General features: G+C 44.3%; 21 protein-coding genes. 9 read left to right on the forward strand and 12 right to left on the reverse strand.

Going from position 1 to position 24,630, the window contains the following annotated elements:
• Positions 1-17 precede the first annotated feature (17 nt).
• Positions 18-155 carry a hypothetical protein gene (locus tag R7Q41_RS19445; RefSeq protein ID WP_005377165.1) on the reverse strand — a complete coding sequence of 46 codons (138 nt, stop codon included), beginning with the start codon at positions 153-155 and terminating at the stop codon, positions 18-20.
• Positions 156-733: 578 nt separating this feature from the next.
• Here R7Q41_RS19445 and R7Q41_RS19450 point away from each other — a divergent pair.
• Entirely contained in the window at positions 734-937 is a 204-nt protein-coding gene (locus tag R7Q41_RS19450) for a hypothetical protein (RefSeq protein ID WP_005377162.1), read from the forward strand.
• A gap of 93 nt (positions 938-1,030) precedes the next feature.
• Here R7Q41_RS19450 and gnd read toward each other — a convergent pair whose 3' ends face one another.
• Genes gnd through zwf form a run of 3 tightly spaced genes read right to left on the reverse strand, consistent with a single transcriptional unit; the run spans position 1,031 to position 4,733 of the window.
• Positions 1,031-2,479 carry a decarboxylating NADP(+)-dependent phosphogluconate dehydrogenase gene (gnd, locus tag R7Q41_RS19455; protein ID WP_005377160.1) on the reverse strand — a complete coding sequence of 483 codons (1,449 nt, stop codon included), beginning with the start codon at positions 2,477-2,479 and terminating at the stop codon, positions 1,031-1,033.
• Between the two features lie 38 nt (positions 2,480-2,517).
• A complete protein-coding gene (gene pgl / locus R7Q41_RS19460) occupies positions 2,518-3,234 on the reverse strand; it encodes a 6-phosphogluconolactonase (protein ID WP_017634562.1) in 717 nt (238 codons plus the stop codon).
• Complete coding sequence (gene zwf / locus R7Q41_RS19465; RefSeq protein ID WP_017634563.1) at positions 3,231-4,733, reverse strand: glucose-6-phosphate dehydrogenase; 1,503 nt, start codon at positions 4,731-4,733, stop codon at positions 3,231-3,233. Before zwf ends, pgl begins: the two co-directional genes overlap by 4 nt.
• A 537-nt stretch (positions 4,734-5,270) precedes the next feature.
• Here zwf and R7Q41_RS19470 point away from each other — a divergent pair.
• Both R7Q41_RS19470 and R7Q41_RS19475 read left to right on the forward strand, forming a co-directional pair.
• Positions 5,271-6,236, forward strand: coding sequence for a helix-turn-helix domain-containing protein (locus R7Q41_RS19470; protein WP_033906176.1), 966 nt, complete (start codon positions 5,271-5,273; stop codon positions 6,234-6,236).
• A 99-nt stretch (positions 6,237-6,335) separates the two neighbouring features.
• Positions 6,336-8,471 carry a TonB-dependent siderophore receptor gene (locus tag R7Q41_RS19475; RefSeq protein WP_318144638.1) on the forward strand — a complete coding sequence of 712 codons (2,136 nt, stop codon included), beginning with the start codon at positions 6,336-6,338 and terminating at the stop codon, positions 8,469-8,471.
• Between the two features lie 91 nt (positions 8,472-8,562).
• On the opposite strand, the gene R7Q41_RS19480 is transcribed toward R7Q41_RS19475, so the two are convergent.
• Together R7Q41_RS19480 and R7Q41_RS19485 are read right to left on the reverse strand one after the other, a co-directional pair.
• Positions 8,563-9,249, reverse strand: a complete 687-nt coding sequence (locus tag R7Q41_RS19480) for a response regulator (protein ID WP_005377133.1) — start codon at positions 9,247-9,249, stop codon at positions 8,563-8,565.
• Positions 9,246-10,865: a sensor histidine kinase gene (locus tag R7Q41_RS19485; RefSeq protein WP_005377131.1), complete on the reverse strand. Its 1,620-nt coding sequence runs from the start codon at positions 10,863-10,865 to the stop codon at positions 9,246-9,248. The genes R7Q41_RS19480 and R7Q41_RS19485 overlap by 4 nt, the downstream gene beginning before the upstream one ends.
• 476 nt (positions 10,866-11,341) lie before the next feature.
• Between R7Q41_RS19485 and R7Q41_RS19490 the strand changes: the two genes are divergently transcribed.
• The 5 genes from R7Q41_RS19490 (at position 11,342) to R7Q41_RS19510 (ending at position 16,436) form a co-directional block, all read left to right on the forward strand.
• Entirely contained in the window at positions 11,342-11,569 is a 228-nt protein-coding gene (locus R7Q41_RS19490) for a hypothetical protein (protein ID WP_005377125.1), read from the forward strand.
• 130 nt (positions 11,570-11,699) lie between these two features.
• The gene (locus tag R7Q41_RS19495; protein WP_025768106.1) at positions 11,700-13,115 is read left to right on the forward strand and encodes a TolC family protein; all 1,416 of its coding nucleotides are present in this window, start codon (positions 11,700-11,702) and stop codon (positions 13,113-13,115) included.
• A gap of 3 nt (positions 13,116-13,118) precedes the next feature.
• Entirely contained in the window at positions 13,119-14,099 is a 981-nt protein-coding gene (locus R7Q41_RS19500; protein ID WP_005377122.1) for an HlyD family secretion protein, read from the forward strand.
• Positions 14,100-14,121: 22 nt separating this feature from the next.
• Positions 14,122-15,288 (forward strand): ABC transporter permease, encoded by a 1,167-nt coding sequence (locus R7Q41_RS19505; protein ID WP_064376717.1) that lies wholly within the window; start codon positions 14,122-14,124, stop codon positions 15,286-15,288.
• Positions 15,285-16,436, forward strand: a complete 1,152-nt coding sequence (locus tag R7Q41_RS19510; RefSeq protein WP_104975370.1) for an ABC transporter permease — start codon at positions 15,285-15,287, stop codon at positions 16,434-16,436. Before R7Q41_RS19505 ends, R7Q41_RS19510 begins: the two co-directional genes overlap by 4 nt.
• 287 nt (positions 16,437-16,723) lie before the next feature.
• Here the strand turns inward: R7Q41_RS19510 and R7Q41_RS19515 are convergent, their stop codons facing one another.
• From R7Q41_RS19515 to aspT, 6 genes are all read right to left on the reverse strand, one after another.
• A complete protein-coding gene (locus tag R7Q41_RS19515) occupies positions 16,724-17,632 on the reverse strand; it encodes a LysR family transcriptional regulator (RefSeq protein ID WP_017634569.1) in 909 nt (302 codons plus the stop codon).
• 142 nt (positions 17,633-17,774) lie between these two features.
• A complete protein-coding gene (locus R7Q41_RS19520; RefSeq protein WP_025768103.1) occupies positions 17,775-18,203 on the reverse strand; it encodes a hypothetical protein in 429 nt (142 codons plus the stop codon).
• Positions 18,204-18,220: 17 nt separating this feature from the next.
• Positions 18,221-19,390: a patatin-like phospholipase family protein gene (locus tag R7Q41_RS19525; protein ID WP_318144639.1), complete on the reverse strand. Its 1,170-nt coding sequence runs from the start codon at positions 19,388-19,390 to the stop codon at positions 18,221-18,223.
• A gap of 210 nt (positions 19,391-19,600) precedes the next feature.
• Complete coding sequence (pdxY, locus tag R7Q41_RS19530) at positions 19,601-20,458, reverse strand: pyridoxal kinase PdxY (protein WP_213908127.1); 858 nt, start codon at positions 20,456-20,458, stop codon at positions 19,601-19,603.
• A 125-nt stretch (positions 20,459-20,583) separates the two neighbouring features.
• On the reverse strand, positions 20,584-22,179 hold the full coding sequence (locus R7Q41_RS19535) for a bifunctional aspartate transaminase/aspartate 4-decarboxylase (protein WP_318144640.1): 1,596 nt from the start codon (positions 22,177-22,179) through the stop codon (positions 20,584-20,586).
• 95 nt (positions 22,180-22,274) lie between these two features.
• Positions 22,275-23,990: an aspartate-alanine antiporter gene (aspT, locus tag R7Q41_RS19540; RefSeq protein WP_318144641.1), complete on the reverse strand. Its 1,716-nt coding sequence runs from the start codon at positions 23,988-23,990 to the stop codon at positions 22,275-22,277.
• Positions 23,991-24,416: 426 nt separating this feature from the next.
• Between aspT and R7Q41_RS19545 the strand changes: the two genes are divergently transcribed.
• The gene (locus R7Q41_RS19545) at positions 24,417-24,629 is read left to right on the forward strand and encodes a DUF1656 domain-containing protein (protein WP_318109153.1); all 213 of its coding nucleotides are present in this window, start codon (positions 24,417-24,419) and stop codon (positions 24,627-24,629) included.
• The last annotated feature ends 1 nt before the right edge of the window (position 24,630 follow it).

The following is a 24,630-nucleotide window of genomic DNA, read 5'->3' on the forward strand; positions in this document are numbered from 1 at the left end:
TCTCTTTGAAACCTAGCTTACAGGCCGCCTTGTTGTTGTGCCTGTTTTACTAATGCCTGACGTTGAGTTTCCTTCTCAGAGATCACTTGATTGTCCTTGTGCATTTCCTGTTCCAATTCTGCTGGAATGAAAACAAAGTACTTGTTAAGAGTCATCTTAGAACCTCAATTTGCTGTGTTAATTACCTTCTTGGTCGACGTAAACAAAACCAGAAAAACATGTTTTACTGGATCCTTGTTGCTAGTTTCAAAAAATAAAGGATGTTCATATAATAAACATCCTCCATGCGGGCGCTAATTATAGGCGTAGTTTAGAGGCTTACCTAGCACTCTTTTTCACCTTTTGTGCAATCTGAGTTTCGATCGAAAAACAGATTTAATTGCCCGTAGTTACTAAGGTATTGTTAAACAGAGAAAAAAGCTTTTACTGTAACTGACGACAGGGATGAGCTTACGAGTGTAGGTTCACTTGCAATTGTGTATCGTAGAGTTCGAATACGATAATAATAGCGCTACATGCCCTTAATCTGCGTAGTTAAAAACTTTGAAGTGATAGACAACCGAAGTCATATCTGTGCAACTCAGTTTAACGATTTGTCTACCAGTTCAATATTTCACCTTTTTTGAGAAATCTTTAGCCACTTTTTTGTGTGAAACGTCCCAAAAGAGCAGACAATTAAAAGTGTGGCATATGACCACAATTGTCTATCCCCACTTAGCTTCGGGAGGCGTTTATGAAAAGTAACAAACTTGGCCATGTGATGTCTTTCAGCAGAATGTTTTCCTTCATTGCATTCTTGACGGCCACATTCGCATGGATTCTCAGCATGTACGCCCTATTCACTGTTTCTTTAGTGGCTCTTGTGGTCAGTGCAATTCTCTACCTAAAAGACAGGTTTTATCAAAACAAGAAAACGACCACTGAAAAGAGCGCCTAGGCGCTCTTGAAGTTCCGTAAAAGCAAAAACAAAAAAGGATGCCACTTGGGCATCCCTTTATATCTTTATATTTAGTCGGTTTACTTAAAACGATTACACGTCGTAAGTTGTAGACGCTGTGTCGCCGCCTGTACCAGTCCAGTTAGTGTGGAAGAATTCACCACGTGGACGGTCAATCCGCTCATAAGTGTGAGCACCGAAGTAGTCACGTTGAGCTTGAAGCAGGTTCGCTGGTAGACGAGCTGTTGTGTAACCGTCTAGGAAAGATAGCGCAGAAATCGTACATGGCATTGGGATACCAGATTCTAGAGATTTCGCTGCTACTTTACGCCATGCTGCTAGGCTGCCTTGTAGGATGTTTTTGAAGTACTCATCAGAACCAAGGAATGCGATGTCTGGGTTCGCTTCGTACGCATCACGGATGTTGCCTAGGAACGCAGAACGGATGATACAACCGCCACGCCACATTAGAGCTACGTTACCGTAGTTTAAGTCCCAACCGTTCTCGTTAGACGCTTCGCGCATTAGCATGAAGCCTTGAGCGTAAGAGATGATCTTAGAAGCTAGTAGCGCTTGACGTAGTGCATCAACCCACTCTTGCTTGTCGCCTTCAACTGGAGTGATTGTCTTACCGAATAGAGATTCAGCTTCAACACGTTGGTCTTTCAGTGCAGATAGACAACGAGAGAATACAGACTCAGAGATAAGTGTTAGTGGAATACCTAGGTCTAGTGCGTTGATACCAGTCCATTTACCAGTACCTTTTTGGCCTGCTGTGTCTAGGATCTTTTCAACGAGAGGCTCACCGTCTTCATCTTTGTAGCCAAGAATGTCAGCCGTGATTTCAACAAGGTAGCTGTCTAGCTCAGTCTTGTTCCAATCAGCGAATACTGCTTGCATCTCGTCTGCAGACATACCAAGACCGTCTTTCATGAACTGGTAAGCTTCTGTGATAAGCTGCATGTCACCGTATTCGATACCGTTGTGTACCATCTTAACGAAGTGACCAGCACCGTCGTTACCAACCCAGTCACAACATGGCTCACCAGCGTCAGTTTTCGCAGCGATACCTTGGAAGATAGGCTTAACCGCTTCCCATGCTTCAGCAGCACCGCCAGGCATGATAGATGGACCGAAGCGCGCACCTTCTTCACCACCAGATACACCAGTACCGATGAAGTGGATACCTTTTTCACGTAGTGCAGCAACACGACGGTTTGTATCTGGGTAGTTAGTGTTACCACCGTCAATAATGATGTCGCCTTTGTCTAGCAGAGGTACTAGCGCTTCGATGAACTTGTCTACAACGTCACCAGCGCGAACCATCAACATTACTTTACGCGGCGTTTCTAGCTTCTCTACTAGTTCTTCTAGAGAGTATGCACCGATGATGTTCGTGCCTTTTGCTGGACCTTCCAGGAACTCGTCTACTTTAGCAGCAGTACGGTTGTGAGCAACCACTTTAAAGCCGTGATCGTTCATGTTTAGGATAAGGTTTTGACCCATTACTGCTAGGCCAATTACACCGATATCACCTTTCATTGTTTCTCTCCAATTTTATTTCATCGACGAGCAGCGTCTTAAGCAATTTTTGCTGCCGCGTCTAAATCTAAATACCATTCCGTTAGGCCCGATTTCGCTTGAATCTTAGCCGCTGGGTATGGCAGTGCGTGTGCTGGTGAACTGTTAATTTCTTCAACAATGTCCGCTTTTCCTGCACCAAGCACTAAGTAACTAATGCGTTTCGCTGCTTCTAATACGCGTGCGGTTTTCGACACACGAAGTTGGCCCGATTCAGGATGCGACGCCACAAGAGATAGGTTCGCATCATCATAATTCGTTTGGCCAGGGAACAGAGAAGCTGTATGACCATCTGCACCAACGCCTAATAAGATCCAGTCAAACACAGGTGTGCCGTTTTCACTCGGGATCACCTCTGCCATCTCTTTTGCAAAGCGCTCGGCTTCTGCTTTAGGCTCATCTTCGCCACGGATGCGGTGAATGTTTTCCGCAGGAATATTTACTTGGCTAAACAACAACGTGTTCGCTTCACCGTAGTTGCTTTCTGCATCGTCAGGGGCAACACAACGTTCGTCACCCCACCAAAAGTGGAGGTTTTCCCATTGAATGGAGGTTGCGTAAGCCTCTGAAGCCAGTAGTTTAAACAGCATTTTAGGAGTGCTGCCGCCAGAAAGAGAGATGTGAACAGGTCTGCCCATTTCGCTAAACGCTTTCATATCGTTAGCTAGGCTTTCAACTACCTGTTCTGCTGTTTGGTAGATCTTATGGTTGATCATAGTTCACAGTAATCCGTATCTGTTAAGTTTTTACATGGGAAACGCCAAGCGCGGCCATCACGCTGTAACAAGTCATCTGACTCTTTAGGTCCCCAAGTGCCGCATGCGTACCCGAAGAGGGATTGTGGATCTTGCTTAAAATCTAAGATTGGCTGTACGTATTGCCAGCACGCTTCCACCGCATCACTACGTGCAAATAGCGTAGCATCACCATTCAAAGCATCAAGTAGAAGACGCTCGTATGCCGTTAGCATTTGCGTTTCTTGCAGGTCAGCGTAATGGAAGTTCATTTTCACTTCCTTCGCTTCAAAGCCTGCGCCTGGCTCTTTCAAGCCAAAGCTCATTTGAATGCCTTCGTCTGGTTGAATACGAATGATCAGCTTGTTTTCTGGTGCGTTTTGACCAAACACAGGATGCGGTGTTTGTTTAAAGTGGATAACCACCTCAGTAACGCGTGTTGGAAGACGCTTACCAGTACGCACGTAAAATGGCACGCCATTCCAACGCCAGTTGTTGATGTACGCTTTCAAACCGATGTAAGTCTCTGTACGAGAATCGTCTGCAACTCCCGGCTCTTCACGGTAGCCGCGTAGGCTTTGCCCACGGACTTCAGACGCCGTGTATTGGCCTAATACTAGGTCATTGCGCAGAGCGTTTTCGTCTAATGGCTTTAGGCATTGAAGCACTTTTACCACTTCATCACGCATCGAGTCTGCATTGATTTGCGCTGGTGGTTCCATACCTACCATTGCTAATACTTGTAGCAAGTGGTTTTGGAACATGTCGCGCACAGCGCCAGAGTTGTCGTAGTAACCACCACGCTCCTCTACGCCAAGGAATTCTGCGCCTGTGATTTCAACGTAATCAATGAAGTTACGGTTCCAAAGTGGCTCAAACATCGCATTAGAGAAACGAAGCACAAGTAGGTTTTGTACCGTTTCTTTACCTAAGTAATGGTCAATTCGGTAGATTTGATGCTCTTGGAAGTGCTCGTGAATTTCTTTGTCCAGAATACGCGCCGATTCAAGATCATAGCCGAATGGTTTCTCAATGATCAGGCGTTTCCAGCCATCCTCTTCACTGTTAAGACCATGTGCTGCAAGACTTGCAGGGATCACACTGTATAAACTTGGTGGGGTTGCTAAGTAAAAAAGCGTATTGCGTTGCTCGAATTGATATTCGTCCGCAAGTTGGTCTAAGCGAGAAGATAGCTTACCGTAATCTTGTGTGTCAGAAGTATTAATTGCTTGGTAGTGCAGATGGTTAATAAATGCATCAAGCGTTTCTGGCTCAGTCTTTTCCATTTCCTGAAGCGATTTTTTCAGCTTCGCGCGGTAAGACTCATCACTGTATTCAGTGCGACTTACACCCAGAATGGCAAAATTCTCTGGAAGCTGCTTGTTCGCGTAGAGGTGGTATAAAGCAGGAATGAGCTTACGGTACGTAAGGTCACCTGAAGCACCAAAAATAACGATGCTGCTGTTTTCTGGTATTACCATCATCTTTCCCTTAAAAACGAGGTACTTATTGTGTGCCCGGATACGGCTAGAGAATGAGCCAACCCTATCAATGGCACCTCAAAATAGAAAATTGGTCTTACCTATTACGTTGATAGGTAAAGTCTATGGGCCCAAAGAACCTCAAGAAGTTGCATTTCCGATTCTTGGAAACACGACGTATTGAGGTCATTTAAGTCACTTATGTCTCAAAAGTACACACTGTACTCGCTGGAGGAGAGTCCGACACGGGGCAATATTGTCTACGACTATTTGATTTACATCAACACTTGCCAGTGCAAACGTTTAAATAAGTTGCACAAAACGTCATAAGCGATTGTATTTTATTGATAAAAAAAGTTTCATCTGAACGCTCCAAAATTTAAGCAAAAACTCTAATATGGACAATAATTACTCATCCTTGCAATCCATTACAGTTTTATCGTGATCTGTGTTACTTACTTTTTATTTCATCATCCTATTGATAATGATACTCAATTAAAGATAATGAAATCACTATTAATGTGAAAGTAGAACGCCATGAAATCAAGCGCCATTAACCCACATCCCATAAACCGAATACAATCGGTGCTTGACTACATTCACACCAACTTAGACAGCACTCTGAGCGTAGATGAAATATCGAAAGCAAGTTGTTGGTCGCGCTGGCAACTGCAACGCGTATTTCAACAACACACTGGCGTATCCGTCGCTCACTACATCAGAGAGCTTAAACTTAGCCTTGCGGCTGAGCGCTTAATCCATACTTCTGACCGCTCGTTAGATATAGCGATAGAAATGGGATTTACATCTGAACACGCATTTAGCCGTGCGTTCAGGAATATGTTTTCAAAAAGCCCCCGCGAATATCGAAAAACGCAACAACTCTCCGGGTTGAGGCAACCTTTGACGCTGCGTAAGACACCAGAAGAAGAGAAAAAACATCAGCGCTTTATTGAAGTTCGAATAGAAACAAAACCGGCTTTTGAACTTGCTGGTTATCATGAACCTATTCACGGATTGTTTTCCGCTACGCCCGATTTCCAATCCAAAGTACCGTCACTTTGGTCACGTCTTTATTCATCTGAAAACCTTAACAATTCGGAAAGTAGTTACTTTGGCGTGATTGATGTGACTCAAGCGTATTCAAACAACCAACAACTTGAGTATTGGGCAGGTTATGAGTGCAGTCCAACAGCAAACGCACCAAGATCAACGAACTCTTCCAACTCGGGGTTAGACCTCTTGGCTGTTCCTGAGCAAACCTACGCCGTCATTACACACATAGGCAAAGCATCAGAGCTCGCCTCAACGCTAGAATGGTTTATTTTACATTGGCTACCCTACTCTAATTATCATGCTATCGATGGTTATGAGTTAGAGCTTTATCCAGAAGGTTATGATGTTGATAGCGAACAAGCACAAATGCAGTATTGGATTCCTGTAGAGCCAAACGACGCGCTATCTTTAAAACCTAAGAACAGAAGAATAAGTTCCAAAGATTAGTGTTTTGCACCAAATTGTTAACTTTTCCTATTTCTTTGAATATAGAATACAAATAACAATCATTATCAATAAATAGAAAAAGTAGTGGAATTTATAAATATGGAAAGTCCGATTCGATTTCATCGTTCAGCGGTTGCTATCGTCGTATCCGCATTGCTCGCTGGCCACGCCAATGCAACTGAGAGCACATCCCAACACGAAACGATTACGGTGCTAGGAGAAACATACCGAAACACCGCAACTAAAACCGTTTTAGAACCGGAGGAAACACCGCAAGCGATCACGGTAATCACTAAAGATGACATGGACCTGCGCGGCGTAAACTCGGTGAGCGAAGCATTGCGTTATGCACCTGGCGTAAATACAGAATTGCGTGGCGGTGCCGTTTCCCGACTTGACCTATTCAATATTCGTGGTTTTATTAACTACACCAACTTTTATGATGGTCTTCCTTTGCTGTACAACGGTTGGAACCTTCAACCGCAGGTCGATTCCGTTGCTCTTGAGCAAATCGAGGTTTTTAAAGGGCCAACGTCTGTTCTTTACGGCAATATTCCACCAGGAGGTATGGTCAACATTATCGCCAAGGCGCCTCAGTCAACACCCTCGCACTCTGTCTCGATTAGTACTGGGACTAACAGCCTAAAAGAACTAACGTTCGACACCACAGGACAAATTGGTGATTCTAATGTGGATTACCGTATCGTCGGCCTGGCAAAACAGCGAGATGGTCAAGCCGATACGTCTGAAGATGAACGTTATGTACTCGCCCCATCTTTCAATTGGCAAGCGACAGAAAGCACATTAGTGAACGTGAATGTTTACTATCAAAATGATCCATCAGCAGGTATCTACACGACTGTGCCTGCGTCTGGCTCAGTGATTAAAAACCCACTTGGCTCGATGTCACCAAGCACCTATTTGGGGGATGAGGGCTGGAACACTTACGAACGCGAAGTTCTGATGATGGGTTACAAAGTCCAACACGACTTTAACAACAATTGGCAATTTCTACAGAATGCCCGCTACATGACCGCCGATGCCTATCAGGAAAACACATATAACGGTGCACTTGAAGCGGATAACCGTACCGTTGGTCGAAATGCCTATTTAACCGATGAAAAGTCCAAATCCTTTGTGATTGACAACCAACTATCTGGCTACGTTAAAACAGGAAATTTTGAACATAACTTATTGTTCGGGCTTGATTATCAGTATCTAGACTCAGATGTAAAATACAAAGACACGCTTGGGTATTCGCTAACTCAGGACATTTTTAATCCTGACCACAACAGCATTGATCGTAATGCACTGAATTTCCAATACAAACAAAACTTAGATATCAAAACGAAGCAGATTGGCGTTTATTTCCAAGATCAAGTTCGTTACGACCAACTTGTAATGATTGCAGGTCTTCGTTGGGATAAATACGATTCAAATACAGACGCCGTTAGCGATTATCTAGGAGCAGTATCCAACAGCAAGGAAGAGTTAGACGATACCAACGTATCTTTCCGAGTCGGTGGTTTGTATGAGCTAGATTTTGGCCTCTCGCCATACCTTACTTACTCGGAAAGTTTTGAGCCAATTGCGGGTGCCGACTCTTCTGGTAAAGCATTTGAGCCATCAACCGGTCATCAATGGGAGTTAGGCTTTAAATACGCACCATTATCTGGTGATATCTCAGGTAACTTAGCACTCTTCCATATTACGAAGAAAAACGCGATCTTGACCGATCCGAATAACCCATATGCACCGAACTATCAAGCGGGCGAAGTGGTATCACAAGGTATTGAACTTGAGGCAAAATGGCAAGCCACAGCACAAGCTGATTTCACTCTAGGCTATACATATACCGATATGGAGATTACCGAGGACAGTTATTACAACCAAGAAGGTAAAACGCCGGTTTGGGTACCTGAGCAAACGGCCTCTCTATGGGCAAATTACTTCTTTGAAGGAAATCTTTCAGGCCTTCGTACCAGTGCTGGCGTTCGCTATGTCGGAGAAGCACAAATTGATGCACAGAATAGTCAAAAAGTACCGGACTACACCTTGTTTGATTTGGCAGCAAGTTACGATTTCTCAACGGTATCTGAATCAATGAAAGGGGCTAGCGTCACGCTTTCTGCAAGCAATCTATTCGATAAAGAATACTATTCTTGTTACGACAAAAATAACTGTTGGTTTGGCGCTGAGCGCTCTATCGAAGCGAAGTTAGAATACAACTTCTAACCTCTTAGAGCGGAACAGCCGTAATTTGTAAAGCGATGGTTTCTACAATAAGCCATCGCTTTTTATTTTGCATAGAGCATCAATATAAACGCTACCGTGTCACTTTTTTATAGCACCTTTCCGGCCTACCTACCGACCCATAGTTTAAATCAGCCTCTAGTTCACCTGTGCTGATCAGATACTCCAAATAGCGCCTCGCCGTTGTTCGGCTCGCGCCGATCTTTTCGCCTGCCTCATCAGCGGTCAGCGCACTGCCATTTGGGAACAACTCTCTGATCTTGTCTAGGGTTACACCATCAATCCCTTTTGGTAATCGGTTCGGCAAGTTGTCTTGATTGGCATGAGACTGCAGCATTTTATCAACGAGGTTCTGATCCAAACTCTCCACGATGTCTAGTTGTTGGCGTTGGGACACATACTTTTTCAGTGCGGCATCTAAGCGTGGAAACATCACGGGTTTTAACAGGTAATCGACAACGCCACCCCTCATCGCCTGTTGTAATGTATCGACATCCCTTGCGGCTGTAATCAAAATGACATCACACGTTTGGTTACTTGCACGCAGTGTATTTAGTATCTCAAGCCCTGTGCCATCGGGAAGATAGACATCCATCAATAGTAAATCTGGCTTAAGAATGTCGAGTTGCATTTCTGCTTCCATTCTCGTGGTCGCAATTCCAACCACTTCCAAACCTGTCAGTTGGCTTAAGTATTTGTGGTGCAGCTCAGCAATAGCCAGATCATCTTCAATGATCATTACGCGAGTCGCCATACTCATAATTGTTCTTCCTTGGGTAAGTACACCGTTATTCTTGTCCCATAATTTGTATTGGGTATCATCTCAACATGGCCGTGATATCGAGTAGCAAGCTGATTGACAAGGTGTAACCCAACACCTCGATTTTGGCGAGATTTCGTCGAAACGCCTTTTGTAAATAATGTTTGTGGATCCATTGTTTTTGGGAGGCCACAGCCATGATCTATCACCTCAAGTATCACTTCATTTCCGTAATCGCTAACGGACACATCAATGTTTCTGCGTTCTGACGCAACATTTGATTCATCGCGAATTGAAGTTAACGTGGCATCGAAAGCGTTATCAATCAAATTACCCAAAATTGTGACTAGGTCTTCCGAATTTAGCCACTCAGGCAGGGGCTCCAGACGACTGCCTTCCTCAACCACCAGTTGTAAGCCTAACTCGCGAGCACGTTCAGTTTTTCCAAGCAACATACCTGCAATTAGCGGGTCCTTAACGGTATCTCTTAAAAACTCAATCATTGCTTGATAGTGAGCGGTTTCTTGTCCAATTAACTTTTGCACCGCATCAAGCTCACCCATTTGTACTAGCCCGCTGATAGTGTTTAGCTTATTGCGATGCTCATGGGTTTGCGAACGTAACAAATCTGCATATTCCTTGGTTTGTGATAGCTGCTCGGTTAGATCATTAATTTCATCCCTTAAACGGAAACTCGATACCGCCCCCACGATTTTTCCATCAACATAAATTGGAGAGCGATTTGCAATCAGGCGCTTATGATTAAGGAATATTTCAATATCATGATCTTCCTGCCCGCTTTCTAACACTGTATATAGATCGCTATCACGCAGCGTATCAGTCAAAGGTTTATTGAGCGCTGATTCTCTATCAATACCGAGAATCTGGCAGGCACTACGATTTATCGAGCGAAGTATCCCTTGGGCATCAATGCTTAACACGCCCTCTTTGATAGTGCTCATCGTCACTTCTAATTCGCCGTACAACCGCCCTATCTCTTCAGGCTCAAAGCCTAAAATGGCGCGCTGAAACTTTCTCGACGCATAATTGGATACAATGGCATTAGCGACGACAACTACGATGACCATTAAAATCAAAAAGGCCAAAAATGGTTCGATGCGGTCTTGCAGTCGGTCGAGCAAATAGCCAACCGAAACCACACCAATGATGTTCCCTTCCTCGTCAAAAATCGCAGCTTTACCACGAACTGAATAACCTAACGAGCCCTGTGCCGTCGAAACATAAGACAACCCCTGTTCTAGCGCTCGACGATTGTCGCCACCTCTCATTGGCTTGCCCAACCGCTCATCAACAGGGTGGATTAAGCGTACTCCCTTATGGTCGCCAATAACGATGAATGCAGCACCTATGGCTTCGGTTAATTCTCTAAAGCGAAGTTGGTATGGCTGGGGGTTTTGGGTTTCGATCATTTCACGAACAACCGCTGAGTCCGCTAAAAAACGGGCAACACCCAGTGCTTTTTCTCCCATTTCTTGCTCTTGATTGATTTTGAGATAAGTGAACCCCGCGGCGACAAGCAATAACAGCTCTATCAACCCCGATAGCGTCATGATAATGAGCATCCGCTTACGAAAGCTGATGGTTTTCCAACTCATTGATACATCCTTGTGATTCACTCTTGAGCGTAACGTTAACACTCAGTTAACAGCATGACGTTGTCGCGGTGATAAATCTGTGAGGAAGGCAAACAAACCGCAGAGTTTACGGTTAATTAATCGACGAGCTGAAACATAAAATTACAACCATTCACCAAATTTAGCATTCCTCTCTGATACTCAATTCCATACATAAATTGCCCTTAAAATCATGATCGCGATCACATCGATTTTAGCGGTTTTTGAGGCGTTTTTAGACTTTACAACGTATAATTTTTAATCAACGAAACCAATGAGAGTTTCGGTTTGAAAGCAGTGAAGCTGGAAGTCTATTAAAAGCTCAACATTGATGTCAGTGGTTTGGACAAAAATAAAACAAAACACAAATACTGACTATATGACAAACACTTAGACACCATCTGAAAACTGGAAAACTATAAACAGAGGTGCATTTATAGTTAGAAGGAACACCAAACATGGAACGCGATACCTTTGGAATATGCCTGAATAAGGCGATGCTGTCAGAGAATATGTATTCAACATTTACACACGTCAGGGCTTATGAAAAAAACGGAGGCGGTACTTCTGATCTCAAAGTCCTGTTATCATTCCCTCAAATGAGCGGAAAAGATCTATTGAATACGATGCGAGGTTCTCGTCAGCTCGAGTGGAGAGCAGAGTTTCACTGTCCATATACGAAATAAATTTGTAACATCTCCCGCGCCCAGCACAAATATAACTGGGCGCATACTACTGCCCAATTTTCCCTCCTACTTAACACGCAGTTACGAATCCTTTATATTAGAGCTAATACTCTACGACAAAGCAGCCATTATGAAAAAAACAGGAAAGGTTTGGATACTGGGCTTACTTAGCAGCTCGATTTCCCTTGCCTGTCATGCGGCACCGATCACTTTTGATACCGCATGGCAGCTATTGCTAGAAAACAACTATTCTCTCAAAGCTCAACGCTCAAACGTCGAGAACTACCAATACCAAGAGAGTGCCACCAGCAATCTCAACTTACCTCAGGTTACTATTGGCGCGAATTACACGCGTTTAGATACCGATATCACGCTGTCGGGAAAACAGATCCTAGACAGCACAGGAGCACACATTAACGTACCTCCTGCTTTTCAGCCTATTTTTGGTGCCTTAGCTAATACCACTTCGACCATAACCGAGCGCGATATTTTCTCTTCGTCTATTCGTGCCATTTGGCCAATTTTTACTGGTGGTCGAATTTCTGCGGCTCAATCAGCAGCAGAAGGCAAAACGGATGAGGCGAAAAGTCAGCTTTTAATGGAACAACAAGCGCGTTTTGAAGATTTATCGAAGTACTACTTTTCTGTCGTACTGGCAAAGGAAGTACTCGCAACGCGGCAAGCGGTTGAAGCTGGGCTAAAAAAGCATCGAGATTTTGCCATTAAGCTTGAAGAGCAAGGACAAATCGCGCACGTTGAGCGCCTGCAAGCCGAGGCTTCTTTAGATAAAGCATCTGTAGAAACACGTAAAGCAGCCAGCGATTTGAGTATCGCTCAGGCTGCATTAGGTAAATTACTCGCGCAAGATGATGCCGTAGAGCCCGCTGAATCTTTGTTTATCAACGACAGTCTTCCCCCTCTTAGCGCTTTTGTCGATCAAACGCTGCTTACCTATCCGGGGTTAGAACTTCTGAGCGCTAAACACAAACAAGCCTCTAGCTTAATCAAAGCAGAAAAAGGGAAATACTACCCTGAAGTTTATCTTTACGGCGACTACAGCTTGTATGAAGACGATTCTCTCGCAAGCCAAATGAAGCCTGACTGGTTAGTTGGTGTTGGTGTCAGCATTCCACTGATTGAATCATCAGGGCGAAGCGAAAAAGTCAAAGCCGCTCAAAGCGTCGTCTCGCAGGTCGACTCATTAAAGTCCCAAGCCAAACAAGACTTATCGCTGTTAGTCCAAAAGACATACTTGGAGGCTCAGCAAGCCATTGATGAAGTACAAGGGCTCGCATCTAGCATTGAACTCGCTAACGAAAACCTGCGCTTGCGTGAAAAAGCATTTACTCAGGGTCTGTCGTCTTCTCTGGATGTTGTGGATGCACAACTTTATGTCGCGAGTATAGAAACACAGCGTTCAGCGGCGCGTTTCCGCTATTTAATATCTTTAACCAAGCTACTCGCATTGAGCAGTGAAATGAACAGCTTCGAACAATATCAAAATACCGCTTATATCCCTGCTTCAACATCCAAAGAGGTGAAATAAATCATGGCAGCTAAATCACTAAAACCCGTTTTACTCTCACTTTGTGCTTTGGGTGTTGCCTCTTGGGTTGGGTATCAATTTTACCAAGCCTATCAACCGGAACCGATCCGCTTACAGGGATTAATTGAAGCCCAGCAATACAGTATTTCCTCAAAAGTTCCAGGGCGTATTGATGAGGTCATGGTACGTAAAGGCGACGATGTAGAGAAAGGTCAGCTTATTTTTACCCTTCATAGTCCTGAAATTGAAGCGAAGTTAGAACAAGCAAAAGCAGGTGAAAAAGCGGCGGACGCCTTAGCTCAAGAAGCTGAGAAAGGCGCACGTGAGCAACAAATCCAAGCAGCAAAAGATCAGTGGATGAAAGCCAAAGCCGCTGCGAATTTAATGGAAAAAACCTACAATCGTGTGAATAACCTTTATAACGATGGCGTGGTTGCAGAACAAAAACGCGATGAAGCTTTAACTCAGTGGCAAGCAGCGAAATACACAGAAAGTGCTGCGTTTCAAATGTATGAAATGGCAAAAGAAGGCGCTAGAAGTGAAACCAAAGTGGCTGCGGCGGAAAAAGCGCGCATGGCATCAGGTGCCGTAGCCGAAGTAGAAGCGTATGCGAAAGATACTCAGATCTACAGCTGGTTCGACGGCGAAGTCTCTCAAGTTCTGCTTCAAAGTGGTGAATTAGCACCTCAGGGCTTCCCAGTAGTTACTGTGATAGATACAGAAGATGCCTGGGCGACACTGAATGTGCGTGAAGATTACCTTCAACACTTTAAAAAAGGAGCAACCTTTGATGCCTATTTGCCTGCCTTAAATAAAAATGTTGAGTTCAAAGTAACGCATGTTGCCGTTATGGGTGACTTTGCAACGTGGAGAGCAACCGATGCTTCTCAAGGTTTTGATCTTCGTACCTTTGAAGTAGAAGCTCGTCCAGCTCAACCCGAACCTGAACTGCGTATGGGAATGAGTGTTGTCGTTGAACTTTAATCACAACCACTAGGTTAATGCTATGACGATTAAGATTTCACAGCGGCATATCTTACGACGAGACAAGTGGTTGCTTTCGTGCCTTACTTGGATACCGATTTTGCTCGCGATGATGATTTGGGGAGTGTTCTCTGCGGGCATTGCCCGGGATCTGCCAATCGGTGTGGTTGATCTACAACATTCCCAACTTTCTCGAAAGCTCATTCAATCTTTGGATGCGTCGTCGAGTCTGGCTGTTAGCTATCACTACACCAGTACAAGCGAAGCAAAAAATGCGATGATTGAAGGCGATATCTACGCTTACGCGGTCATCCCATCTAAGTTCGACCAAGATATTCTCCAGCACCGCCAACCTCAACTTTCTGTCTTTTACAACAGTCAGTACATTTTGGTAGCGAAACTGATCAACTCTGCCGTTGCGCAAGCACAAGGCTATTTCGACGCTCAGGTTGAAGTAATGGGCAACTTGGCTAAGGGTAACACCACAACGTTAGCAGCGGCTGGACAGGCTGTACCCGTGTCGACACAAATAACCGCATTATTTAACCGTAACAATAACTACGCACAATTTTTGGTAACGGCTATCGTGCCAGCCATTTGGCAAATATGTATTGTAGTAAGCACTATTTTGATTCTTGCCGCGCACTTTCGCATTTATGGTGGAAAGAATAGCTTTGCATTTTTGGGCGAAAAGCCATACGCCAGGCTCACTACCCTATTAAGTCAGTACATTCCGGTCTTTATGGCGCAAGGTGCGTTGTTCTTGTACTGGTTTTATTCCGTGCTTGATTGGCCAATGGAAGGCAGTTTTGTGGTTATGCTATTAGCACAATTGGCGACGGTTATCGCCTGTATCATTATGGGAGCGTTGTTCTTCTTCTTGTCGATGGATCCTGCACGTGCGATGAGTTTTGCTGGCGCATTTACGGCTCCAAGCTTCGCGTTCATGGGAATTACATTCCCAGTTTCTGACATGAACACGCTCGCTTATGCATGGCGTTCATTATTGCCGATTACCCATTACATTGAAGTACAAGTCAGTCAAGCAAGCTATGGAGCATCGGCCGCACAATCTTTAAGCTCGCTATGGCCTATGATTGGTTACGTTGTGCCCCTGCTCATTACCGCAGCCTTGATGGGTAAACATCGAACAGCTTCATCAACACGCCAAGCGAAGGAGGCGGTATGACATTGTGGCAACTGATTAAAGCGGAACTTAAGGCCGTTCTAACCAATCCAGTCGTTACGTTGACCGTGTTTGGTGGTGTCGTATTTTACTCGTTTTTATACCCTTTGCCTTATGCACAACAAACGCCTCGTGAACAACCAATCGCGATTGTTAATCTAGATGGTAGTCAGACGAGTTTAAAGCTAGAACGTATGGTTGATGCCACTCCGCAAGTCAACGTAGTCACTCGACTTCATACGATTGCCGATGCAAAGCAAGCATTTTTACAACGAGAGATCACCGGTTTTTTAGTCATACCAGAACACTTTTACAAAGACCTAATGCTAGGTAAAAGCCCGACTCTAGCCTACGCTGCGGACGCCTCGTATTTTCTCGTGTACGGAACCGTGGTAGAAGGATTGGCCCAAGCTGGAGGCACATTAGGGGCCCAAGTGAAAGTCAGTAAAATGGTGATAGATGGTGTGCCCATGAGTATGGCTAGCCATAATTACTCTGCTATCAAGCTTAATATGAAGCCGACGTTCAACCCAACCATGGGTTACATCGAATACGTAGTGCCGGCAGTATTTGTTCTGATTTTACAACAAACGTTGATCATGGCGGTTGGATTACAAACGGGAACACAGCGTCATGGTCGTGGCTATTGGTCACAAGTATCCACGGGATCGCTGCTGCTTGTGAGAACGTTAGTATTTGTGGCAATTTATTATTTACTCGGCGCCTATTATTTTGGTTTTAGCTTCGAACGCTTAAACGTAAACCATATCGCCAATGCGGGCGAATTGCTGGCTATGTTGTTCCCGTTCCTTTTAGGTTGTTGCGGACTAGGCTTCTGGCTAGGTTACTTATTACCTCGGCGTGAACTTGTCACCTTAGTCGTCTTAGTGAGCTCTATGCCGCTCATTTTCTTGGCTGGTTTTATTTGGCCAATTGAAGCCATACCTACTCCCTTATTATGGATTGCTGATTTAAGCCCAAGCACTTGGGCGATAAAAGCTTTCTTAGCGCTAAACCAAATGGGGGCAACCTGGCAACAAGTCGCTCCACATTGGACGGCGCTTTGGGCACTCACCGTGCTTTGGGGTAGCGTTGCGTACTGGATTGCTAAGCGAAGTAACAAGCCAGTTGTAACAGAGAGCTTGGGGTGACAGCTGACATTTTTTATTACTATAAAAAAAGCCGGGTAACTAAACCCGGCTGAAAATCTGCGTCCTTGCAGCGGACATATGGTAAAAACACTTTTTGCTCTGGGCTTACCCATTGAGCGAGGTTAGATTAAGCCAAAAACTATGGACTCCATACTCTCATATAGAGGGTTATATCCTTCCAATAGACATTAGCTCTTCGCTAGAACGATAACGTTTTTCAGACACAAAAAAACAAGACTCACATTGAGTCTTGTTGTTGATAGGGATGAGCAGGATACATGTCGCCGCTAAGTCATATCACGGATTATTTTCTCTCGGTATTCTGTAACGACCTTCATGATTGAATTTTTTACATCACCAACTTGCTTAGAGGGTTGGCACCATAGGCCAAAACCAAACTTAAAACCTTCCAATAATTCAGAAGCTTCCACTGGCTCTATATGATTATTAGAAAACTCCGAATGGGCAAACGTTCTGGGGAGAATCGCCCATCCTAAACCTGCTTCAACCATTTTCACTACAAGGGCCAATTGGTCGACCTCTTCATGGTTCGAACTTACGATGACTTTTTCGCCCATTCCCTCTTCAATAAGAGACCGCAGTACAAATTGTTTACTATTCCTCAAGGCTGTCAATACTCGATCTGGTGCCATAGAAGCGAGTTCACCACCTTTCTGGACGAAAGGAACAAATTCAAAATGACCTAAAAACGTCGCATCCAGACTATGTATTGCTCGACTATCATGCACATTGACAATACCGAATTGATAATCACCATTCTGTAAACCCTCTTTAATTTCGTTGCGATTACGAACAAGAAAGTTAACTCGCATCATCGGAAAATCTGCTGCTAATTGAATACGAAGCAATACAAGAAAACGGTGTGGTATAGCGCTTGAATAGGCGATACTAACATTCTCTAACCCACCGTAAGCCAGACTTAATGCGACTTTATCGAAAGTACGTGCTTGTTCGATGGTTTGCTTAGCATAGTGGTAAAGAAGATGACCATCTTCTGTCGGTTCTACCGAGCGCCCCACTCGCTCAAACAGGTTGACCGCCAGTTGGTCTTCAAGATTGGTAATCACCTGCCCTATTGTGGTTCGGTGCTTATTGAGTTTGACCGCCGCCTTACTAAACGAAAGCTGTTCATAAACGGTTACGAACGCGAGAAGTTGTTCAAAACTAAAATTCATAGGTTGTGCTTACTTTTTAGAGTTATCTAATTAAATTACCACAAGATCGTAGAATTGCTACTTGGTAACGGAAACAATCTGCGTTTGAATTCCTTCTCGACGACACAAAAAAACCTACTAGCTTCAGTAGGTTTTCTCTAACTTAGTTGTACTCAACGACACGAGCTAAATAGTTGAATTCTCCTGAGTCACCATGGTAATCGCGGTAGACATCGACACTGAAATATTTAGGTTGATCAGCGTAAATGTGGTCAACGACTTTTTGCTCAAGTGACTCCAACGTTTCACCGACCTGAGAGTACACGAACTGCTTGTTCACTTTTTCCAATTTACGTTTTTTCGCTTCTTTGTGTGACACATAGTTATTGATCTCTTCCCACTTTCCCACGAACTCGACCGCCACGTAACTCGAGTTCTCGTCAATCATGATAAAGGCTGCACCTTCTTCTTTGATTGCAGACAGTTGCTGCATATCACTATCCACTTTTTGCTGGTCAAGATGGGCTCCACTTTGGGCGAATGCAGTCGCGGAAGCGGTAAGTATCATGAGTGTAAGAACGGCTTTTTTCATTGTATCGTTTTCCTGTATTAAGGGAGTTCAGTTACCCAAAGTTGCCCTTGGGTGGCTTTTTTGAATCCATATTCGTAAATCGTCAGCAAGTAGCGGTGATCGAACATATCTTTCGTTACTTTGGCGTATCTGAAATCTTGATCAATGTAGGAAAACTGCATCTCGATATCGTTGATTTCACTGATGTATTTCATTCGATAGAGATCACCTCGAGTTTGCGCTAGCGTAAGGCTTGAGACACTTTTCGATACCAAGTCCAAACCTTTGTCTTTTAGTGGACGATACGGCGCTTTTAACGCACCATTGCGAATCACATCCAACTGAGGCGCTTTTTCTAACCCCAAAGCATCTGAGATTTGTTGATAGTTGAAGTTAGACGGATTAAAGAACACCTGCGCTGCGAGACCACCATCTACGTGTAACTCCTCAAGAGTTTCTCCATCATGTTCAACATCGATAAATTGTGGAGGGAAAACACCAGGGATCGATGCGCTCGCAGCAAGCACCTTGTAAATCAGTTCAGATTTGTCCGCTAAATCACTGTTCGCAATCGCACCAATATTCCAAATCATCAGTTCGCCTGAATCAAAATGGGTACTGCCAATAAAGAGGCGTTTACCATTGCGGTGTTGCTGCGCCATCGCCTCGATCATGGGCTCAGGGTAAGCGTCTGCGATGAAATCATAGAGATTCTCACCATCGGTAAACGCGTCCTCAAACAGGGTATTTAAGAAGTTCTTCTTACCCAAAATATTCTTATCATTGATGTTGAGCATGACTTCTTTCATCTTTGGCATCGCATCACCGCCAATGAAAACAAAAGGAGCGATTAGGGCACCCGCACTGACTCCAGTAATGATGGCATAATCTTTTAGCTCCCCCTTTTCCTGCAGCCCCATCAAAACGCCGGCACCGTATGCGCCGTTTACGCCACCACCCGATAAGGCCAAAATATTGAGCTGTTCACCCTCTACTTTGATCGGTGTGGTTTGATTGTGCGCTGAGTAGAGAAAATCCGGCGCTTCATTGGCCCACATTCGAAGTGGCTCATTTGGTGTCGAACTCGCGATCTCGACATCTTTATAGTTGCTTTGAGAAACACGAACATCCAGCGTATGAGGTGAACTACAAGCTACTATCAGCAGCGAAAGTGCAACCGTCACACCAGAGGAAATTAAACGATTCATAATCAGTCTCATTTAATGTTCTCTGGCGTATGACCAGAGACTCAGTTTGAAGTTAATTGGGTCAAAATGAAGTCCGTTTCGTTGTGTGGAGTTACTATAGCTAGGCACGGCTAAACCCCATAATCGCGATTGTAGGATGCTATCCATCAAAGCAATTATGCCAAGTTTCTATATGCTAACTTTACGCTTCTCCGTTAATTAGGTACTGCGCTAAGCAATTTTCACGACGTTGAACTCATGCGTCGGTTCGACAAATTCGTATTGGGCATTGATCGTCTGTAGCTCCCATGTGCCATAGCCTTTGGTGATCTCCAATACACCGTAAACGGCGTTATGTGTATGACGAAAGGCTGCGACAGGAGACATCTTCTTCATCAAACAAGAAGTAAAAATCGCAGAAATCAAATCACCGACACCGACTGGCTGCATAGCAAATTCAACACTAGGGCGTTGGGCCAAATAGCTTGCTTTCGGCGTCGCTAAAATCATACTGAAGGCGTCATCTGTTAGAGCATGCAGATGTTTCACCAATACCATTTTCGGTCCCAGCTCTAGGGCTTTTTTACATGCAGTGACCGCATCATAAAGAGAGTCAATTTTCACACCTGTTAACTCGCTCAGTTCAAACTGGTTAGGAACAATCACATCAGCGATGGGCAACAAGCTATGGCTTATCGCTTCTTTGACACCGTCTGCCACAATGCAACCTTTGTCTGGATCACCCATAACTGGGTCACACACATAAAGTGCACTATGGTTACGCGATTTGACTAAACTTACCGCTTCGGCCACCGCTCGACATTGCTCTGCGCTGCCTTGATAACCGGACAGTATCGCGCCACATTCTCCTAACTTCTCAATGTTATCTAAGCCTCTCATTAGAGAATGAATTTCATCTGCCCCAAACTTCTGTCCAGTCCAACCTTGCTGGTACTGAGTGTGATTTGAAAACTGAACAGTGTGGATTGGCCAGACTTCGAGGCCCATCCTCTGCATCGGGAAGACGGCAGAGCTGTTTCCTGCGTGGCCATAAACCACATGAGATTGAATAGAAATAATGCTTTTCATAAGTCACTCTTAATAGGGAAGTTTGTTAGCTTGGCGACTAAATAAACACAATGCCGCGCACTGTGCTTATTTGGTCGGAATAGCCTCGACAACGCCGAGGCTTATTCTTAATCAGGCTGGATTCATTAGCCTTTGAATTCAGCAAAGTACTCATCCAACACTTTGCGTGTTGCACGACCGATAAGCTCGTATTCGTGGTGAGTAAGATTTGCTAGCGAAACTCGAACTGATGCATGCACTACATCGAAGCCTTGGCCTGGAAGCAGGATAACGCCGGTTTCATGTGCAAGGCGGAACAGGAAGTCTTTGCCCTTCTCGCTCGCTTTGAACCATTCAACGAATGCTGGTCCGTACAATTTGCCGCCCAGAGTGTCGAGCTCAAGCAGTGTGTAGTAGTCCACACGATCTTTGTTTTCTTCAATTTCTACACCCATGTTTTTGTACAGAGTTTTGTAACGCTCGCGGATGATGCGTTTACATGCTTCTTTGTAGTTTTGTTCTGAGTCCATCAAGCAGTTCAATGAGAACAACGCCATTTGAACTTGTTGAGGAAGAGACAAACCTGCTGTGTGGTTAAGCGCTACGCTGCGGCTGTCTGCTACGATACGGTCAATAAACTTGATCTCACGCGGTTCCGGAGTCAGTGTTTTGTAACGATCGTCCAACTCAAGTTGACGCGCTTCAGGAAGGCTGCGCATTGCATCGTCAAACACGTTGTTGTGTTGAATCGCAATCGAGCCTAAACGCCAGCCTGTTGCACCGAAGTACTTCGAGAACGAGTAAACACAAAGCGTGTTGTATGGCAGTTTCGCGAACAGTGAGACAAAGTCGTCCGCAAATGTGCCGTATACATCATCAGTCACAATGAACAGGTCGCTACGTTCGTTGTTCACGAAGTTTGATAGGTTATCCAGAGTCTCATCCGAGAACTTCACAGACGCTGGGTTTGCTGGGTTCACGACACAAAGCAGTTTGATGTCTGTATCTGCAAGCTTTTCGATTTCAGACATCGGCAGCTGCCATGTTGTCTCATCCAAACGTAGTTCAACGATTTCCAGTTCGTATTCACTCAGTTCTGGAATTTCTAGGTACGGCGTAAAGATTGGAGTGATTAGCGCGACCTTGTCACCTTTCTTCAACAGACCGTTGTTGAACATAGTTTGGAACGTGTACGTCATAGACGCTGTGCCGCCTTCCGTTGCAAACAGATCGAAGTCTGTTGTCATTGGCATTGGGCCGTACATCTCTTCTGCAATGTATTGCTTCACAACGGTTTCGATGTTCGTCAACATACGTGGTGGCACTGGGTAGTTACATGCAAGGTATGCGTTAACCAGCTCATTCAAAAATGCCTGTTTCTCTAGACCCAAACGGTCTTTTGCGTAGCTCAGCGACTTTTCTAAGAACTGCACGCCTTGGTCTTGTTTATTCTTGCTTGCAAACGTATCGAAGCGTTCAACAATGCCCACACCATCTGGAATGCCACCGAAACCACCATCTAGGTATGAATAAGTGCGCTCGGCTTCCAATATTGCGAACTCACCCAAACGAATGAACGCTTTACGTGGTAGTGTCGCAAGAAAATTAGGATTACCACGACCTGCATCTAATAACGCGCGGTCAGGAACAGTTTGTGCCACTTCAATTAGTTTATCTTTTAATTCAAATGGGCTTAAAACTGCAAATTTTGAAAAATCAATTGTTGTGTTTTGCGTAGTCATAATATTTACCTGAATCTATTATTTAGTAAAATTTGGATAATACTTCCCCTACCGCCTATTTAATTAGGCGATAAGAGTGTTCGAATTTATTTAAATTACATGCCTGCGTTTAAAGTAATAATGCCGACAATAATTGGACCCCATAGGGTAAGCAGTACATTGGCGACTGCATAAGTCACGGTGAATGAGAATACTGGTGTTGCATTACCTGTTTTTTCCATTAAAGCCGCAAATGCTGGGTTTGCACTTCGTCCACCTGTAACACAGCCAAGCGCTTCAACTGGATTCTTAATCTTCAATACAAAATATGAGAAGAAGAACGAAATAATCTGAGGGATAATCGTTACACCCATGCCAAGGAACAACAGAGACATACCGTGTTCTTTGATGGTGTCGACCGCTTGAGGCCCAGCCTCAAGGCCAACAATGCCCACAAATGCTGCCAAACCGAAATCTCGAATAAAGTTCGCGGCACCCATAGGAAACTGAGCAACATGCGGATTGCGGCTACGCAACCAACCGACGATCAAACCTGAGATCAAACAACCTGCACCAGAACCGATAGTGACGGGAATACCAGCAATCTTAAAACTGATTAGACCAATTAATAGGCCCACCACCATGCCCATACCAAGCACGACTAAGTCAGTCACGTTTGCTGAGCCCATTCGCTGACCAATGTTTTTCTCAACGCGATTGATATCTTTTGCGGTACCTGTAAGCTGGATGACGTCGTTTTTCTTCATCACAAGATCCGGCGTTATTTCAATTGAGTTGCCTTCACGAATATAGTCTGTCACATAAATACCGCGCATAGAGCCTTGGTTCGAAGCCTCTTTAATCTCTTGCAGCGACTTACCAATCAGTTTGCGGTTGTCTGCGATCAGTTGACGGTTTTCTTCAATAACTTCATAGCCTTCTGGAAGTGCAATCTCATTGTCAGCCAAACCATCTTGCAGCTGATGCACTGCATTACGGCGACCTGTTACGACAATGACATCCCCTTCTTTCAGGGCTGTGAATTTGTCCACGTCTAGCACTTTGCCATCGCGTTGAATCAATTCAATACAAGCAGCCAGAGCGTGTTGGTTTAACTGAGCTAAGGTTTTGCCTGCTAGCCCACTATCTTTGCTCACTTTAAATGCTCGTGTAACCAGCGCTGTGACAGCGTTGAACTCACCCGGCGCTAAATCACGCTTACCATTTGAATTTTTCTCTTCTAGAGCAATCGCTTCTGCTCGGATATCCCACTTCATCAGTGTTGGGAATACCCATGTCACCATCAGAATTGGACCAAGCGAACCAAAGATGTACGTAACTGCGTAGCCTACTGCGACATTGGTCTGCATTAGGTGCTTAGCTTCTTCTGTCACACCCCCAAGACGTGTGATCGCATCACCCGCTGTACCGATGATTGCCGATTGAGTCAAACCACCAGCTGCAAGGCCTGCTGCCGTACCTCTGTCTAGATCAAACATCCAAGCAGCTGCTAGTACACAAAGCAGGCCAGAAACCGTCATCACTACAGCGGAAAGTAGAATGTTGATGGTTCTAAAGTTCAGTGCTTTGAAGAACTGCGCACCACCTTGATACCCTACTGCGTAAATAAAGAGCGCAAAGAAAATGCTTTTTACGCCGGGATCAATATGAACACCAAATTGCCCAATAATTACACCCATTAATAATGTTCCGGCAACACCGCCAAGAACAAATCGACCAATGGTAATTTTACCAACCATATAACCGAGAGAGAGCGTAATAAAGAGAGCAACAAATGGTGCCATGTCAAAAAGGTTAGAAATAATTTCCATGACAATTTTACTCTTACTAATAAATATAAAACTCAAATAATCTAACGAATAATCTGTCACTCATATTTGTTGGATTATTTAATTTAAAAAGCATCTCGTTTGCTTCGAAGCGAATATTAGGAACAAAAACTCACAACTCGTAATCCTATTTGAAGGACGAAACCATCACTTCGCATATTCAAACGCAAACATTGAACAATAATTGTCGAAAATTTAATAACTTAGTGTTCTGCAATAGACACGAGATAAATCGGACAATAATTTTATTTTTGTTATCGCTCTCCAAAAAGCGGGTTGGTTGCATCATTCCCTCTATATAGCGCATAACACCTTTCGTTTGATGGATTAGATCCTCCAAAAGCGATTATCACGGATGCCATCATTTGCCTTATCTTTCCATTCATCAAGTTAATAGAGAAAAACACCATGAACTCAATACCACATGAACTTGTGTGGGGCGAAGTTTACTTCCCACCCTTGTTGCTGGTTATTGCATTGGCTTACATGCTCACCATTTTGGTCGGAACCATTGCTACAAAACTGGGTATCCACAAATACGTTGCATTTCCTGCACTCACAGAGCTGAGCCTAATTGTGATTTTTACTGGCGTTATTGGTCGATTCATTACCATCTTTTGAG

This window comes from Vibrio sp. 2096 (assembly GCF_033339595.1).
GTDB lineage: Bacteria > Pseudomonadota > Gammaproteobacteria > Enterobacterales > Vibrionaceae > Vibrio > Vibrio alginolyticus.